Origin of the sequence: Methylobacterium bullatum (assembly GCF_014845095.1) — a bacterium.
GTDB classification, from domain to species: Bacteria; Pseudomonadota; Alphaproteobacteria; order Rhizobiales; family Beijerinckiaceae; genus Methylobacterium; species Methylobacterium bullatum.
The window spans coordinates 1-15893 of record NZ_NKUG01000110.1 but is presented as its reverse complement, the minus strand read 5'-3'; the positions used below and the strand labels follow the sequence as shown (position 1 = coordinate 15893).

Here is a 15893-nt window from a genome sequence, read left to right as displayed (position 1 = left end):
GCGTCGTCCTGTTCTCCACCGTGGCGGTGGCGCAGGGATTTGCGGCCCACGCCTCCGTCGCCATGGCAAAGGGCGCCGTGGAAGGACTCGCACTGTCCCTCGCCGCCGAGCTCAGCCCTCATATCCGGATCAACGTGGTCGCGCCCTCGCTGACGCGCACGCCGCTCGCCGCTGCCATCACCAGCAACGAGACGCTGGCGTCGGGAATCGCGTCCATGCACGCACTCCAGCGCCTCGGCACACCCGAGGATATCGGCGCGCTGGCCGCCTTCCTCGTCTCGGCGGAAGCCGGCTGGATCACCGGGCAGGTCATCGGCGCGGATGGCGGCCGCTCGACGCTCAGGACGAAGGGGTGACGTCGCTGCGCACCCTCCGCTTCGTCCTCGGCGACCAGCTTCACCGACGCGTCTCCTCCCTCACCGATCTCGACCCGCAATCCGACGTCGTGCTCATGGTCGAGGTGCGGGAGGAGGCCACCTATGTCCGCCACCACAAGCAGAAGATCGCCTACCTGTTCGCCGCCATGCGCCATTTCGCGGCCGATCTGGAGGCCGAAGGCGTGACCGTCGACTACGTGCGCCTCGACGCGCCGGGCAATACCGGCTCGTTCACCGGCGAACTCCGGCGAGCGGTCGAGCAGCACGAGCCCGACAAGATTGTCGTCACCGAGCCCGGCGAGTGGCGCGTCTGGGAGATGATGCAGGGGTGGCGCGATGACCTGCCGGTGCCCGTGGACATACGCGACGACAACCGCTTCCTCTGCCCGCGCGCGGATTTCGCGCGCTGGGCCGAGGGGCGGCACGCCTTGCGGATGGAGACGTTCTATCGCGGCATGAGGAAGCGTACCGGCCTGCTGATGAAGGACGGCGAGCCGGTGGGCGGCCAGTGGAACTTCGATCACGACAACCGCAAGAAGCTGCCACGCGGGCACCGCTCCCCGGAACGCCCCGACTTCGTGCCCGACGCGATCACGTCGGAAGTCATCGCTCTGGTATCGGACCGTTTCGCCGACCATTTCGGCGATCTCGATGCATTCCGCTGGCCGGTGACCCGCGCCGACGCCCTCACCGCACTGAAGCATTTCCTGGACGAGTGCCTGCCGCATTTCGGCGATTACCAGGATGCGATGAAGACGGGCGCCCCCTTCCTTTACCATGCTCTTCTCTCACCGGCGCTCAATGCGGGCCTGCTCACGGCGGAGGAGGTCTGCCGGGCGGCTGCCCGCGCCTATGACGAAGGGGCGGCGCCGCTCAACTGCGTCGAGGGCTTCATCCGCCAGATCCTCGGATGGCGCGAATACGTCCGGGGACTCTACTGGGCCAGGATGCCGGCCTATGCCGAGACCAACGCTCTCGCCGCCAAGCGCGACCTGCCGTGGTTCTACTGGTCGGGCGAGACGCGCATGAACTGCCTCGCGCAATGCGTCGCCGATACGCGGGCCCATGCCTATGCCCATCACATCCAGCGGCTGATGGTGACGGGCAATTTCGCCCTGCTGGCCGGGCTCGAACCGGCGCAGGTGGAGGAATGGTATCTCGTCGTCTATGCCGACGCCTACGAATGGGTGGAGTTGCCCAACGTCCACGGCATGGTCCTGTGGGCGGATGGCGGCGTCATGGGCTCGAAACCGTATGCGGCCTCGGGCGCATACATCAACCGCATGTCGGATTATTGCCGGGGCTGCACCTACGACGTCGCTGCCAAGTCCGGCGAGAGTGCCTGCCCGTTCAACTACCTCTACTGGAACTTCCTCATCGAGAATGCGGATCGTCTGGCGGGGAACCCGAGGATGGCCATGCCCTATCGTACCCTCGACGGATTGGGCGAGCGGCGACGGGAGGAGATCACGACGGACGCGGCCCGCTTCCTGGCCGGCGCGGAGATGCGTTCCGCTCCGTTCTGAATCTCACCAGGGCTGCCAGACGCTGAGGGTGACGTAGGGGCTTCCCCCGCCACCGGTTTCGGTCTGGTAGCCGAGCGAGGCGCGGAAGCTCACGTCGCCGATGCGAAAGTCGGTGGCGTGGACGCCGATCCCGAGCTTGGAATAGCCGGTCCCGTCCGCGTAGAGCGCAGCCTCCGGGCCGAGATAGGCACCGAGCACGTCGTAACCCCAGGCAAGGCGGCCCCAGGCGCTCTGGCGCGTCGAGCCGAGGATCGCGGTGGCGGTGAGGAGGGATTCCTCTGTCGGCCGCGCCCAGACTTCCCCGTGCAGTCTGATGCCGTAGCGGTCGGGCAGCACCATTGTGCCGAGGATACTCTGCTCTACCTCGATGCTTCCCTCAGGCCCTGCGAAAGCGGCGACGACGCCCCAATCGTGGAACCATTGGTATCCGGCGAGCACTGCTCCGAGCGCCGTCAGGCGCGTCTGACTCGTGGCGATGCCCCGTATCGAGGGACCACGCTCGATCCTCGCGCCCGCTCCCCCGCTTGCGAGAATGACGAAACCGTCCCGATCGCGCCCGTCGAACGTGATCTTCGTGCCCGCCGTGATGAAGGAAGATGCTCCGGCATCGAGGCTGCCGAAGATCAATGCCGAAATCGAGCCTCCTTCCGATTGAGCCGGGTTCGAGACGAGGCCACAGCAGAGTGTGGCACAGCACATGAATATCGGCCGAGCCGAAGTCAGTGACCGTTTCGTCGATCTGGCCGATCGTCCCACGTCCCTTCTCGCTCCGTCTCACCGCAGGGCAAGTCTACGACATCCTATGATAAGTTGTACTGGTTCGTGAACAATGGACTGTGGGTGGTGCGCATAGACCGCCCAAGCCGATTCTTGAGCAGACACTGTTTTGCTTTTGTTCTATTTAATAAAACTTCAGGATGTATTTATCTGATCTGAAGTTGTGCGGTGTCAGTGGTCGATCTGCCGGTGTGTTCGGACCGTGTCGAGAAGGGAGGCCCCGCGATGCCGCATGGTGGTGAAAGCTGATTCGGTTGGCGTCGGGCGGGGACTAGGATAGAGCCCGCGACAGGACCGTCGCCAAAGGCCGAGTTTTCTTGTCACCAGCTGCTCGAACGTCCGAAGTTCTCACGGTGCTCGCGGCACAGGAGACGGATCGCTTGACCATCGGCGACATCGTCGCGGTGCTGAAGGACCGTGCCTTCGCCCTGCTCATCGTCATCCTCGGCCTGCCGAATTGCCTGCCGATGCCGCCGCCGATCCCCCTGGTCTGCGGCCTGCTGCTGTTGCTCGTGGCCGTTCAGATCACGGCGGGAATGACGGCGCCTTGGCTGCCCCGCGTTCTCCTGAGTCGCTCCATTGCCCGGAGCGACGTGGAGCGTGCCGCCAAGCGCGCGGTGCCGCTGCTCCGGCGGCTGGAGCGCTGGTCGCGTCCGCGCATGAGCCTGTTCGAGACCGGCCTCGGCATGCGGACGGTGGGGTTGATCCTCCTCACCCTGTCGCTCGCCCTCGTGGTCGCAGCGCCCCTGGTCGGACAGATCCCACTCGGTCTGGCGATCTGCCTCGTCGGCCTCGGCCTCGTCGAGCGGGATGGGCTGCTCGTCGTCATGGGGCTCGGCGTCGGTGCCGTCGGCGTGCTCCTGAACGCCGGCTTCGTCTACGCCATCGTCTCGGGCCTCATGAGCCTCTTCAGCGTATAGACTTTTACCAGATTTCCCTGACCCCGACCCATGGTCGGGATCAGGGAGGTCCGGTGCTAGCCTTCGAGGTGGCGCGGCTTGAACAGGCGCCAGACGAGGCCGCCCCTCGGTCCGAACAGGAGCGAGATGAGGTAGAGGCTTCCCGCCGCCAGCACGATCGCAGGCCCCGTGGGCAGGTCGGCGCGGTACGAGGCGGTGAGTCCGGCAAAGCTCGACACCATCGCCACCACCATCGCCATGGGGATCAGGCCCGACAGGTCGGCGGCCCAGAACCGCGCGGTGATCGCCGGCAGCAGCATCAGCCCCACCGCGAGCAGCGTCCCGAGGGCCTGGAAGCCGCCCACGAGGTTCATCACCACGAGGCCGAGGAAGGCGTAATGCACCGGCCCGCCGGCACGGCTGACCGTGCGCAGGAACAGCGGGTCGACACATTCCATGACGAGGGGGCGGTAGAGCGCGGCGAGCGCGAACAACGTCACCGTGGCGATCCCGCCGAGGAGCATGAGCGCCGGATCGTCGAGGGCCAGAACCGTGCCGAACAGGATGTGCAGGAGATCGATCTGCGAGCCGCGCAAGGAGACGAGCAGCACGCCAGCGGCGAGAGAGATCAGGTAGAAGGCGGCGAGACTCGCATCCTCCTTGATCGAGGTCGTCCGGGTGACGATGCCGGCGAGCAGCGCCACGAACAGGCCGGCGGCGAGCCCGCCTATGGTCATCGCCGGCAGCGATAGGCCGGCGACGAGGAAACCGACCGCGGCGCCGGGCAGGATCGCATGGCTCATGGCGTCGCTCATCAGGCTCATGCGCCGCAGCATGAGGAAGACCCCCACCGGCGGGGCCGAGAGCGAGAGGGCGAAACAGCCGGCCAGCGCCCGGCGCATGAAGCCGAACTCGATGAAGGGGCCGAACAGGAGATCGATCACGCGGCGTGTCCGTGGTCGTGACGATGATCGTGCGCGTGACCATGGGGATGGTCGTGATCGTGGTGATGCAGGTCCCCGCCATCGGCAGGGGGCGGTGCATGATGATGGCCCTCGCCCCGCCCGCAGATGGCGGCATCCTCGTCCCAGGCTTCGGACAAGGCCTGGGCGCGCGCGAGATTCTCCCGGGTCAGCACCGTCTCCGTGGCGCCCCAGGCCACCGGCTCACGGGCCAGCAGGAGCGTGGTCGGAAAATGCGCCTTGACCTGATGCAGGTCGTGAAGCGCGGCGACGATGGTGCGGCCCTCCGCATGCCATCCGCGGATCAGGCCGATCAGATCGGCAGTGGTGCGTCCGTCGATCCCGGTGAACGGTTCGTCGAGGAGGATGATGCGGGCGTCCTGGACGATCAGCCGCGCGAACAAGGCGCGCTGGAACTGACCGCCGGACAGGGTGCCGATCAGCCGATCCTCGAAGCCGAGGAGGCCCACGGCGGAGAGGGCGCTGACCAGCGTCCGGCGGTCGGGGAGGGCGCTGCGCCAGAAGCCGAGGCGGCGCCAGCGTCCCATCGCCACGAGGTCGAGGACGCTCAGGGGAAAGCTGCGGTCGATCTCGCCGGCCTGGGGCAGGTAGGCGATGGAATCGGTTCCGCCGGGCCGGTCGATCCTGCCGTCGAGGCAGCGGATCTCTCCGATGATCCCCTTGAGCAGAGTCGATTTGCCGGCGCCGTTGGGGCCGACCAGGGCCATCAGGGCTCCGGCGGGGATGGTACCGTCGAGATGGTGCACGGCGGGATGGCGGTCGTAGCCGAGCGTCAATCCGCGCAAGACGATGGCGCCGGGCTGAACGGGGGCGTCCCCCATGAGGGCGTGTGTCATCGTTATCCCATGGCCCAGAGGATCGCCCCCCAGACCAGCCCGGACAGGATCGCGGCGATGATCAGCCGCGAGGCGGCGCCGGCCTGGAACAGGGAGCGACGGGGGGGCGGTTTGATCTGGGGAGGACGCGTCACAGCGGTTCGGGTACCAGGAAGGGGCGGAATTGTCCGAACGGGAGCGGCGAACTATCTCTGGTACTGATACACTGTAACATCGCATCAGTTCAACGTGCCGGACCACATCGACCGGCGATCAGGGGAGGATGGCGTGCACGACCATAGTGCCGTCCACGATCACGGCGCCTGCTGTGGTAATGCCACGGATGCGCTGGCGCGAGCGGAGCGTCTCTGCGCCGAGCGTGACCTGCAGTTCACGCGGCTGCGGCGGGACGTCCTCGAAGCGGTGGCGTCCGAGGCGAAGCCGCTCGGCGCCTACGACATCGCGGAGCGGCTGAGCGGTCAAGGTCGCCGGGTCGCCGCCGTCTCGGTCTATCGCGCCCTCGACTTTCTTACCGAGAACGGTCTCGTCCATCGCATCGCCAGCCGCAACGCCTTCGTCTCCTGCGGGCACCAGCACGGCGACGGGGCCGGCCTCGTCTTCCTGATCTGCCGGACATGCGGCAGCATCGACGAGACGACCTCACCGGAGGTGGACGACCAGCTCGACAGGGCCTTGGCGAAAGCCGGGTTCAAGCCGTCGAGCCGGATCCTCGAAGTGGAGGGCGAATGCGGCGCCTGCCTCGGCCACGAACCGAACCCCTGAGCGACACGGTGCGCGAGGTTCAGCGCGCGTTGCGATAGGCCCGCCGTGAGGCGATGGTCTGGATCATGATCTGGATGTCGAGCCAGACCGACCAATTGTCGATGTAGTGCAGGTCGTGGTTCACACGCCGCTCCATGTCGAGATCGGTCAGGGTCTCGCCGCGTAGGCCGTTCACCTGTGCCCAGCCGGTGATGCCGGGCATCACGTTGTGGCGGCGGGCATAGAGTGCGATCCGCCGTTCGAAGCTGCGGTCGTGAGCAAGGGCATGGGGGCGCGGACCGACCAGGGACATCTCCCCCATCAGGACATTGATGAGCTGGGGCAACTCGTCGAGATTCGTCCGGCGCAGAATGGCGCCGATCCGGGTGATCCGTGAATCGTTGCGGGTCGCCTGTCGGAAGACGGCGTTCTGCTCGGTCTTCATGCTGCGGAACTTGAACACGCCGAAGGCCTGCTGGTTGAAGCCGTACCGGCGCTGGCGGAAGAAGACCGGCCCGGGGCTGTCGAGCTTGATCAGCAGGGCGATGGACGCCAGGAGCGGCGCGAGCAGCACCAGCGCGATGGCGGACAGGACGACATCGAGGCCGCGCTTCAGGGCGATCTCGCTGAAGGTGAGCGGCCGGCGGCCGATATTGATGCCCGACAGCCGTCCCACCCGCGCGAGCTTGAGATCGGGAAATCGGTCCATGACCGAGCCGGGACGGAGATGGAGGGCGGCCGGGACGCGCAGGAACGCGTCGACGCAGCGCTCGATATCCGCCGCATCCGTCCAGGGGACCAGGATGAAGACGTCGTCCGGCCGCAGGAACCGCACCACCGACACCGCGAGGTCGAGGTCTTCCGACATCTGTGCCTGCCGCACCGACGCGTCTTCCCGCGGGTCCACACGACGCAGATAGCTGGTACCGATGACCCGGAGATTCAGGGCCTGCGCGTCGTTGTTGGCGTGGAAGCTGGCAATGTCCTCCTCGAAGCCGACGAGGTGAATGCGACTGATCGACGGTGAGCCGGAGGTCATCGTCCGCCGCACGAGGCCCACGATGACGAGACGGGACAGGTACAGGGCCGGCAAGCCCGTGAGGAAGAAGCCGATCGCCACCGCGCGCGAGAAGTCGGTCGTGGTCTTGGTGGCGAAGCCGACGACAAGCACGATTCCCCAAGCGGCGAGCCAGAGACTCGCCATCCGGCGGCGGTGAAGGCCTCGGGTCAGCTGCGTCTCGATGCTGTACTCGTCCCGCACGACGTTGGTCAGGAGCACGAAGACGGCCACGAGGCCCGCCAACTGGAAGCTCCCGGTCATGCCCGTGGCGATCTGCTGGTCGAAGGCGAACTCATAATAGATCGCCTCTACCAAGTAGGCCGTGACGAGGATCGCGACGAGGTCGGAGACGGCCAGAGCCGTGGACAGCCCGAAGCGGATCGCTCCGCGCCACCGCCGCGGAAGGACGGCCGCCCACGCGTCGCGTCGCGTGTCGCGCGCGGCGGGCAGGGTCTGGTAGATTTCGGGAAGACGTTGCTGGAACATCTGGGACGCTGTGTGCCGGGGTGAGACTTGGTTTGTGCCATAATGGGACATTGTCCCATCCGGCCATCGTCATGTCTGCCCGGGGCGCAAACCTCGGACCCGCCGGTGCCGCCCAAATCTCTCCTTCATGCTGTCCGAAAGCTTGGCTGGCCGTTATGGCGAAAGGCCTGGGGCCGTTCCGTGGTCTGCTGGGGGAGCTTTCATGCCGCGCGTGACGCTTTCAGGAACACATCACCGGTACAACGCCGTCGCGGCGGTGGAAGATGGCGGCACATGGCGGATGTTCCTGCCATTTCCGGACGGATCGATCCGTGACGCGGCGTTCGTCGGCCCGGACCGCCTCGTCTGCCTGTCCGCCGATGGGGAGATCTGCCTCATCGACTGGCGGCTCGACAGGGAGATCACTCGGCAACCAGCCGGGACGGATCGCCCCCGCCACATCTTCGTGCCCGCCGATTCCGGATGGATCGTCCTGTACGACGGCAAGCGGCCCCTCGACGAGGAGCGCTACCTCCATTCCCTTCAGGTTCGGCGCGCGACAGACCTCGCTGTCGTCGCGGACGGAAACGGTCTGCAATGGACGGCCGGCCAAACCGTAGGCCTATTGGCCGGCGGCGGTGAATTTGTCCCCGACCCTGGCGAGCCGACCGCGCTCACGATCCAGGATGACGTGTTTCGGGATCCGGGCGGCCAGCTGGCGTTCGTCGGCTTCGAATGCGGTGCGCCGGGATCGCGGTATGGGCTGTACCGACTGGATCCCTCCACGGGAACGGTGCGCTGCGAACCGCTGCCGGATGCGGCGAAACCGTGGTGGTTCAGCCCGAGCGGTCGCTACGCCGTGACGCCCTCGTCCGCTTTGCCGGCGGTCCATGACGGCTCCGCCGCGTCACCGCCGCATCGGGATGCGGTCGCGGATGGAAGGCGCCGAGTGAGCCAGGCCCTCGAACTCTGGACGACCACGCCTCTCGGCCTGGCACGGACCATCGTGGCGCGCATGACGCCCGAGCCCCCCTTGGCGATCCGAAACGTGGTGTGGGAGCCCGCCGAGACGGCGTTCTGGGTCCAGTACGGCCATTTCTGGGACAAGCGGGCGGAGTTTCAGCGCATCGGCCTGGACGGCTCGCTCTCGCCCGTTTTCCATTTCGAACGCTTTCACGGAACCAAGGTCCTGGCCGATATCGCCGACGTTACGCATGCCGAGCATGTGGAGATCCAGGCCTTGCCGGATGCCGTTCGCATCCAGCGCGCCTGGTGCGCGAGCGACCTTCCGGTCCGGTCGATCTCGCAGGACGAAGACGGCTTCCGGGCTTCGGTCTGGTCGGGTCCGAAAGAGGCGGCGGTCCGGCGCTTCCTGGCCCGGTCGAGCCGCCGCCATGTGGTGATCGTCGAGGCGTTGTCACAGGCGGCCGTCGCCGAGGGCCTGCGTCGCCTCACCCTCGACATCCGCGAGCGACTGGCCGACCTGCTGCAGACCGATGTCCTGGAACTGTCCTTCGTGGTCGGCGGCCGGACGATGACGGAATCGGCCTTCTTCGCACGCGTGTCACGCGACCGTATCGCGGTCGCTCCGATGCTACGGGAACTCCTGACGACCTATCTCGACGTGCATCCGAGCGCCGTCGAAGCCAAGGGCTTGTATCGTCAGATCTGGGGACCGAAGGAGAGCCACGGCGCGCTCGCCGCTGCCATGCAGGCCCTGCTGCGCCTCGACCCGGACGCGCACGACGTGTTTCGCGGCTATCTCGCCAGGCGTGACGGCGAGCACGAGACCTACACCACCGACGTGATGATGAGGACATACATCGCCGAAACCGGCTGGCGCGACCGAGCCATGATCGGCTTCGGCATTTACTTCGCGCTGATTCGGCACCGGGACGGTCTCATCAACCTGAACGGCGGTTTCCTGGAAGAGTACGGCCTCCTCGACGCCGTCGAACCGATGATGAGTCCCGAGGATTTCGCTGAGGCGATGCTGGGTGAACTCGACCGGTTCGCGAAGATCCCGGATATCGACTGCCGCTTTGGGTGGAACGACCTGTATCTCGGGCTCAGAGACGGCCTCCCAGACACGGCGTTCGGTCGGCGGGTGGTCGCTGCGCTCGCGGTGCGGCGCGGCGACGTCATCATGGCCGTTCGAGACTGAGCGAGGCAGAGGACAGTCGGCCGCCGGCCTCGAAGCGTGGTGGCATCCCCATCGAACGGTGCGGGGCGAGGATGCCGCCGGATGGCAAGGTCGATCAGGCCATCGCTTCGGAATACAGCTCCGCCGACGAGACTTCCTGTGTCTTGCTCAAGGTTTGAATCGGCTCGAATCCCTCGAACTGCGGATGGCCGAGGTAGAGAGGTTTCGTCGTCGGTGTGCGGCTATGCGCCTTGCGGAATTGCTCCGACTGGGTCCAGGCCTCGAAAGCCGATTTGGAGGCCCAGACAGTGTGCGAGGCATACAGCACATGATCTTCGTAGGTCGGGCCCCGAAGCAACTGAAACTCGACGAATCCTTCCATCTCGTCGAGTTGGCTGTCCCGCCCGAGCCAGACTTGCTCGAATTCTGTCGTTGCATCCGGAACAACCTTGAATCGATTCATGGCAATGAACATGAAGCACCTTCGTACAAAAGGCCGGGAGCAGGGGCGGCCGGCGATCCGCGCCGCATTCTAAACCGCAATATCCCGATTGGAAAATGATGGGAAAAGCCGCACGATCCCGTATTAAAATAGCGCTATTTCTGTCACAAGGTTTCTGGATACAAGAACGTTTCCCTCACGTCGTTGTGGAGCCGGTGTCCGGCCTTCCTCGGTTTGCGACGGCAAGTTCGTGGTGACTCTTGCCATCCTTGCCCGGTTTGTGGTCAAGCTGGTTTCGCGTTCCTCGGACCCAGGGGATCGCTCCTGATTCCTTGGTGGTTTCTGGAAATTCCTTCTCCCTCCGGTGGAGGGCCGTGGAGACTACGGGTTCACTTTCTTTTAACTTCCGACCGTACCGAATGCGGCGTATTAAAGTTGCCGCATCGGTTGCGGAGACCAGCAAAACCGGCCGAGACCGTATTAAGCACTGAAACGAGTGATGATGCCCAAGCAAACTACCGATGTCGACCGCCTGGTTGGGTTGCGGATCACGGCCCTGCGCAAGGCTCGTGGCCTTAGTCAGACTGCCCTCGGGACCGCCGTCGGTGTGACCTTCCAGCAGGTCCAGAAATACGAGAAGGGGCAGAATCGCGTTGGTGCTGGCCGGCTCCGAGAGATTTCCCGTCTCTTGGAAGTGCCTGTCTCGGCGTTCTTCGAGGAGGACGACGCGGGAGGAACACAATCTGAGGTGTTCGGATTCTTGAGCGCACACGGCGCGATCGAACTGCTCCAGGCCTACGCCCTGATCGAGGACGACCAACTCCGGCGGGACGTTTTGGCGATCGTGCGAACTGCGGCAAAGATGGGAAAGCGCTCAGAGATCCCTGCGGCCGTTTGATCGATTTTCAGTCATCCGATGAGATGGAAGAAACTGCCTGACACACGGCCGCATCGGTGGCCTGCCATGCCTAACGGAACTCCTTCCGCGTCGGTCACCACCGCGAGGGCGACATCCTCGGCGGGAGGCGGCGTCAGTTCGCTGGCATAATGGAACTCGTGGCCGACGAGGCGCGATCCGCCCTGCCCGAGGGGGCCATCACCGATGAGCGTCGCGACGCGGTAGCCGAGATGCAGGCGGCGCACCTTGTAGGAGGTCGCAACCGGGAGCAGGCCCGCCATCGTATGCGTGACGCCCGCCGCGTCTTCCAGCCCGAGACCGAGAGCCATGTAGCCGCCGCACTCGCCATGGACGGGATTGTGTTCGGCAAAGCTCCGGAGGCCGTTCAGGAACCGGCCCGCCGCTGCGAGTTTCCCGGCATGAAGCTCGGGATATCCGCCCGGTAGCCAGCAGGCGTCGCAGTCCTCCGGGGGCGCCTCGTCGGCGAGGGGTGAGAAGGCGACCAGTTCGGCGCCCGCCGCGCGCCAGCCCGCTTCCATATGTGGATAGAGGAACGAGAAGGCCTCATCCGAAGCGATGGCGATGCGCTGCCCCGGGGGAGGGGGCAGGGCGGCATCCGCCACGTCCGGCAGGCGTCCCGATGCGGCCGCGAGGATGGCGTCGAGGTCGAGACCGGCCTCCGCCAGATCGGCGAGGCGATCGAGCCGCGCGGTGAGATCGCCCGTCTCGCGAGCCTGGACCAGACCGAGATGACGCTCGGGCAGGGAGAGGGTCGCGTCGCGCATGAGCACTCCGAGAACCGGGATGCCGACCCGCGCGAGACCGGCTTCGACCAGACGCCGATGGCGGGCGCTGGCGACCTTGTTCAGGATCACCCCGGCGATGCGGATACGAGGATCGTAGCGGGCGCAGCCGAGTGCCACGGCGGCGGCCGATTGGGCGGCACCCGAGACGTCCACGACGAGGAGCACGGGCCAGCCGTAGCGGGCGGCGATGTCGGCATTGGCGCCGGTCCGGCCCTCGCTGGCGACGATGCCGTCGAACAGGCCCATGGAGCCCTCGGCGATGACGATATCAGCGCCATGGCCCGCCATCGCCGCCACCGAATCGAGCATGGCATCCGGCATGGCGAAGCTGTCGAGATTGACGCTGGGATAGCCCGTGGCGGCCTGGTGGAAGGCCGGGTCGATATAGTCCGGCCCGCATTTGGCACCACGCACGGCAAGGCCGCGCCGGGCGAGCGCCCGCATCAGCGCCAGCGTCACGGTGGTCTTGCCGGAGCTCGACCGTGGAGCGGCGACGAGAAGGCCGGGCGGATGCGATCGGTCCATTATCGTCATGACTCGACTCCGGGGGCCGGCTGCCCCGTGGGGCGGAAGCGGCGGTCGTAATCGGTGGAGTAGAGCGCGCTCTCGCGGAACTCGCTGGCGGCGAGGGCCGGGCCGACGAGGATCAGCGCCGTCCGCTCGAGACCGGCGGCGCGCACATCCTCCGCGATGGTGGCGAGGGTGCCTGAGATGACGCGCTCGTCCGGCCAGGTGGCGCGGAACACCACGGCGGCGGCGCAATCCGCTCCATAGAAAGGCACAAGCTCGGTCACCACGGTCTCGATCACGTGGATGGAGAGGTGCAGGGCCAGGGTCGCGCCGGTGGCGGCGAAGGCTTGGAGCGTCTCGCGTTCCGGCATGGCACTGGCCCGGCCCGAGGTCCGGGTGAGGACCACGGATTGGGCTAGACCCGGCACGGTAAGTTCGCGCCGAAGCAGGGCGGCGGCGGCGGCGAAGGAGGGCACGCCCGGGGTCACCGTGTAGGGAATGCCGAGCCGGTCGAGGCGGCGGGTCTGTTCGGCCAGCGCGCTCCAGATCGAGAGGTCGCCCGAATGCAGCCGCGCCACGTCCTGCCCGGCCTCGTGCGCGGCGACGATCTCGGCCACGATGGCGTCGAGGTCGAGGGGAGCGGTGTCGACGATGCGGGCGTCGGACGGGCACCAGGACAGGATCTCCGGCGCCACCAGCGAGCCGGCGTAGAGGCAGACGGGGCAGCGCGCGATGAGATCGCGCCCGCGGATCGTGATGAGGTCGGCCGCACCGGGGCCGGCGCCGATAAAATGTACGGTCATCCCGCTTGAGTGGCGAAATACGCGGGAAGCGCAAGGGCGCATGTCACCGCTGGTGACGCGATGCGCGGCAGAATGAGGGTTCCGCCATCGCCGGCCATGGCCAGCGCGGCGGCTTCCGCCACCGATCCGACCCCCCGGCTCGCTTCGATCCGGCCCGAGCGGGTCGTTACGCGCGCGTCGACGGCGATCATCTCGGCGGGGGGAATTCCGACGGGCACGAGGCCGAACGCAGCGGCGGCCTCGACGATCGACGGCTCATTCGCGCGGTCCTCGGCGGTGGCGATCGCGCCGAGCCGGTTCGGCCTATGATCGCTTTCGGCAAGCGCACGGTGGATCAAAGCGACGATCTCGTCGGCCATGGCCCCATGCCGGAAGCCGATGCCGGCGACGATGAGACGGGTTATCCACGTATCTCGAGGGGCCAGATCATCGTCAGACAAGTCGCAGGCCCCTCCTCCCCCTTGTGGGGAGGAGCCGGAGGTGGGGGTGGTGTCGGATAAGGTGCGCCCTGTTCGGAGCCACCCCTGACCCCTCCCCACAAGGGGGAGGGGAAGCGCGTCGGGCATCGCCCAGCCGCCCGTCACCGCTTCGTCCAGACCCATTGCGTCACCGGCATTGCGGCGCGCCAGCCGTGGAGATGGCCGACCGGATCGGCATGGGCCACCGACAGCCGCTTCAGCTGCCCGCCGAGACGGGCGAAGGCGCCAAGCAGAACCGCCTCGCCCTCCAGGGTGACGACGTTGGCGACCAGCCGGCCCCCCGGCTTGAGGGCGTCGAGGGCGCGGTCGAGCACGCCAGGCCGCGCAACTCCGCCGCCGATGAAGATGGCGTCCGGACGCTCGAGGCCTTCCAGGGCGGCGGGCGCCTCGCCCTCCACGACGCGCAGATCCGGTACACCGAGGCGGGCGGCGTTGCGGGCGATCCGCGCCGCACGGGCGGGGTTCGCCTCGATGGCCAGCGAGCGCAGGCTGGGATGGCGCAGCATCCATTCGATGGAGATCGAGCCGGCTCCGGCGCCGATGTCCCAGAGGCGCTGGCCGGCGCGGGGGCGCAGGGCGGCGAGGGTCACGGCGCGAATATCGGCCTTGGTGAGCTGGCCGTCATTCTCGAACCAGGTATCGTCGAGGCCAGGGCTCAGGCTGACGACGCGAGCATCGGCATCGGCGACGACCTCCACCGCCAGGGTGTTGAGCGGATCGATCCCGGTGAGGGAGAACGCATCGGCCCTTGTTTCGAGCCGGCGCTCGCGCGGGCCACCCATGGCCTCGAGGACGACGAGGCGTGAGGCACCGAAACCGCGTTCCGTGAGCAGGGCGGCGACGGCCTCCGGCGTCGTCTCGTCCCAGGTCAGGGTGAAGAGCCGGGCGCCAGGCTGGAGGTGGGGTACGATCCGCTCCAGCGCCCGCCCGTGCAGGGTGAGGCAGGTGGTCTCGGCGAGCGGCCAGCCGAGCCGTGCCGCCGCTAGGCTGAATGCCGAGAGGTGGGGGAACACGCACATCTCGGCCGCCGGCAGCAGCCGCGCGATCTCGGCGCCGATGCCGTAATGGAACGGGTCGCCGGTGGCGAGGATGCAGGTCGGGCGTCCGCGCCGGGCGAGGAGGCCGGGATAAGCGTCGGAGATCGGGCGCGGCCAGACCCGCGTCTCGGCCCTCAACGGTCCCCCGAGGGCGAAATGGCGGGCTCCGCCATAGACCACCTCCGCCCCGTCGAGGGCGGCTGTGGCGGCGGGGCTCAGGCCCGCGCGCCCGTCCTCTCCGATCCCAACGATGGTGAGCCAGGGGGCGGTGCTCGACACGGGGGCGGCGCTCATGGACAAGGTTGCCGGATAGGGAGAGGGCGACGATGCGAGTTCTGATCCTCGGCGGCACCACCGAGGCGAGCGCTCTTGTGAAGGGGCTCGATCCGCGGATCGACGCCACCTTGTCGCTGGCCGGCCGCACCAGCGCACCGAAGCGCGAGCCGGTACGCACCCGCATCGGTGGCTTCGGCGGAGCTGAGGGCCTCGCCGCCTGGATCGCCGAGAATCGGATCGACGCGGTGATCGACGCCACGCACCCGTTCGCGGCGCGGATCGGCCGCAACGCGGCGCTTGCCTGCGAGCGGACCGGTGTGGCGCTCCTCGCCATCCGCCGCCCGGCCTGGGAGCGGAGGCAGGGAGATCGCTGGACCGAGGTCGAGACCATGTCGGAGGCCGTCCTCGCCCTCGGCGAGACGCCCCGGCGGGTGTTCCTGACGATTGGCCGCCTCGAAGTCGGCGCCTTCGCGACTGCCCCGCAGCACGATTACATCGTCCGCGCCATCGAGCCGATCGGCGACGCCCTGCCGGTGCCACGCCTCACCGAGATCGCCGCACGCGGTCCCTTCGGTGAGGCCGCCGAGATGACGTTCCTCGCCGAGCGGCGGATCGACATTCTGGTCACCAAGAATTCCGGCGGCCCCGCCACCTACGGCAAGATCGCCGCAACCCGCGCGCTCGGTCTGCCGGTGGTGATCGGGCGCCCGCCGCAGAAGCCCGCCGTGGAAAGCGTGCCTGATGCCGAGGGCGCGTTGGCGTGGCTGCGCGCACGTGAGGGCTAAACCGGGATGCGCGCGCATTCCCCTCCCCCCTTTGCGGGGGAGGGTGGCCC

General features: G+C 67.3%; 17 protein-coding genes. 7 read left to right on the top strand and 10 right to left on the bottom strand.

All coding sequences use genetic code 11. The features are described 5' to 3' along the window. Positions 1–356 (top strand): SDR family NAD(P)-dependent oxidoreductase (locus MBTS_RS15970; protein WP_192216003.1); only part of this gene is annotated, 356 nt, incomplete at its 5' end. Beyond that, the gene (locus tag MBTS_RS15965; RefSeq protein WP_192216002.1) at positions 353–1903 is read left to right on the top strand and encodes a cryptochrome/photolyase family protein; all 1551 of its coding nucleotides are present in this window, start codon (positions 353–355) and stop codon (positions 1901–1903) included. The genes MBTS_RS15970 and MBTS_RS15965, both read left to right, overlap by 4 nt. 3 nt (positions 1904–1906) lie before the next feature. Here the strand turns inward: MBTS_RS15965 and bcsS are convergent, their stop codons facing one another. Next, the gene (gene bcsS / locus MBTS_RS15960; protein ID WP_238254034.1) at positions 1907–2602 is read right to left on the bottom strand and encodes a cellulose biosynthesis protein BcsS; all 696 of its coding nucleotides are present in this window, start codon (positions 2600–2602) and stop codon (positions 1907–1909) included. A gap of 395 nt (positions 2603–2997) precedes the next feature. On the opposite strand from bcsS, the gene MBTS_RS15955 reads away from it, so the two are divergent. After that, complete coding sequence (locus tag MBTS_RS15955) at positions 2998–3600, top strand: exopolysaccharide biosynthesis protein (protein WP_210322825.1); 603 nt, start codon at positions 2998–3000, stop codon at positions 3598–3600. Positions 3601–3656: 56 nt separating this feature from the next. Here MBTS_RS15955 and MBTS_RS15950 read toward each other — a convergent pair whose 3' ends face one another. Genes MBTS_RS15950 through MBTS_RS24035 form a run of 3 tightly spaced genes read right to left on the bottom strand, consistent with a single transcriptional unit; the run spans position 3657 to position 5532 of the window. Continuing rightward, positions 3657–4481, bottom strand: a complete 825-nt coding sequence (locus MBTS_RS15950) for a metal ABC transporter permease (protein ID WP_192216006.1) — start codon at positions 4479–4481, stop codon at positions 3657–3659. A gap of 38 nt (positions 4482–4519) precedes the next feature. Further along, positions 4520–5398 (bottom strand): metal ABC transporter ATP-binding protein, encoded by an 879-nt coding sequence (locus tag MBTS_RS15945; RefSeq protein WP_192216001.1) that lies wholly within the window; start codon positions 5396–5398, stop codon positions 4520–4522. 2 nt (positions 5399–5400) lie between these two features. After that, positions 5401–5532 carry a hypothetical protein gene (locus MBTS_RS24035; RefSeq protein ID WP_018045281.1) on the bottom strand — a complete coding sequence of 44 codons (132 nt, stop codon included), beginning with the start codon at positions 5530–5532 and terminating at the stop codon, positions 5401–5403. Positions 5533–5665: 133 nt separating this feature from the next. Between MBTS_RS24035 and MBTS_RS15940 the strand changes: the two genes are divergently transcribed. Further along, complete coding sequence (locus tag MBTS_RS15940; RefSeq protein WP_147831916.1) at positions 5666–6160, top strand: Fur family transcriptional regulator; 495 nt, start codon at positions 5666–5668, stop codon at positions 6158–6160. A gap of 19 nt (positions 6161–6179) precedes the next feature. On the opposite strand, the gene MBTS_RS15935 is transcribed toward MBTS_RS15940, so the two are convergent. Continuing rightward, the gene (locus MBTS_RS15935; protein ID WP_238254036.1) at positions 6180–7685 is read right to left on the bottom strand and encodes an exopolysaccharide biosynthesis polyprenyl glycosylphosphotransferase; all 1506 of its coding nucleotides are present in this window, start codon (positions 7683–7685) and stop codon (positions 6180–6182) included. A gap of 202 nt (positions 7686–7887) precedes the next feature. Between MBTS_RS15935 and MBTS_RS15930 the strand changes: the two genes are divergently transcribed. Continuing rightward, complete coding sequence (locus MBTS_RS15930; protein ID WP_238254038.1) at positions 7888–9828, top strand: hypothetical protein; 1941 nt, start codon at positions 7888–7890, stop codon at positions 9826–9828. Positions 9829–9922: 94 nt separating this feature from the next. Here MBTS_RS15930 and hmuQ read toward each other — a convergent pair whose 3' ends face one another. Further along, positions 9923–10282, bottom strand: a complete 360-nt coding sequence (gene hmuQ, locus MBTS_RS15925) for a heme-degrading protein HmuQ (RefSeq protein WP_056140078.1) — start codon at positions 10280–10282, stop codon at positions 9923–9925. 466 nt (positions 10283–10748) lie between these two features. Here hmuQ and MBTS_RS15920 point away from each other — a divergent pair, with 466 nt between their 5' ends. Next, a complete protein-coding gene (locus tag MBTS_RS15920) occupies positions 10749–11147 on the top strand; it encodes a helix-turn-helix domain-containing protein (protein ID WP_147831920.1) in 399 nt (132 codons plus the stop codon). A gap of 11 nt (positions 11148–11158) precedes the next feature. On the opposite strand, the gene MBTS_RS15915 is transcribed toward MBTS_RS15920, so the two are convergent. From MBTS_RS15915 to cbiE, 4 genes are all read right to left on the bottom strand, one after another. Then, positions 11159–12487: a cobyrinic acid a,c-diamide synthase CobB gene (locus MBTS_RS15915; RefSeq protein ID WP_147831922.1), complete on the bottom strand. Its 1329-nt coding sequence runs from the start codon at positions 12485–12487 to the stop codon at positions 11159–11161. After that, positions 12484–13266, bottom strand: coding sequence for a precorrin-4 C(11)-methyltransferase (cobM, locus tag MBTS_RS15910; protein WP_056140086.1), 783 nt, complete (start codon positions 13264–13266; stop codon positions 12484–12486). The genes MBTS_RS15915 and cobM overlap by 4 nt, the downstream gene beginning before the upstream one ends. Next, positions 13263–13670 (bottom strand): cobalamin biosynthesis protein, encoded by a 408-nt coding sequence (locus MBTS_RS23820; protein ID WP_056140774.1) that lies wholly within the window; start codon positions 13668–13670, stop codon positions 13263–13265. The genes cobM and MBTS_RS23820 overlap by 4 nt, the downstream gene beginning before the upstream one ends. Before the next feature lie 176 nt (positions 13671–13846). Further along, on the bottom strand, positions 13847–15076 hold the full coding sequence (cbiE, locus tag MBTS_RS15900; protein WP_192216000.1) for a precorrin-6y C5,15-methyltransferase (decarboxylating) subunit CbiE: 1230 nt from the start codon (positions 15074–15076) through the stop codon (positions 13847–13849). 32 nt (positions 15077–15108) lie between these two features. On the opposite strand from cbiE, the gene MBTS_RS15895 reads away from it, so the two are divergent. Next, positions 15109–15843, top strand: coding sequence for a cobalt-precorrin-6A reductase (locus MBTS_RS15895; RefSeq protein ID WP_192215999.1), 735 nt, complete (start codon positions 15109–15111; stop codon positions 15841–15843). Positions 15844–15893: the final 50 nt, after the last annotated feature.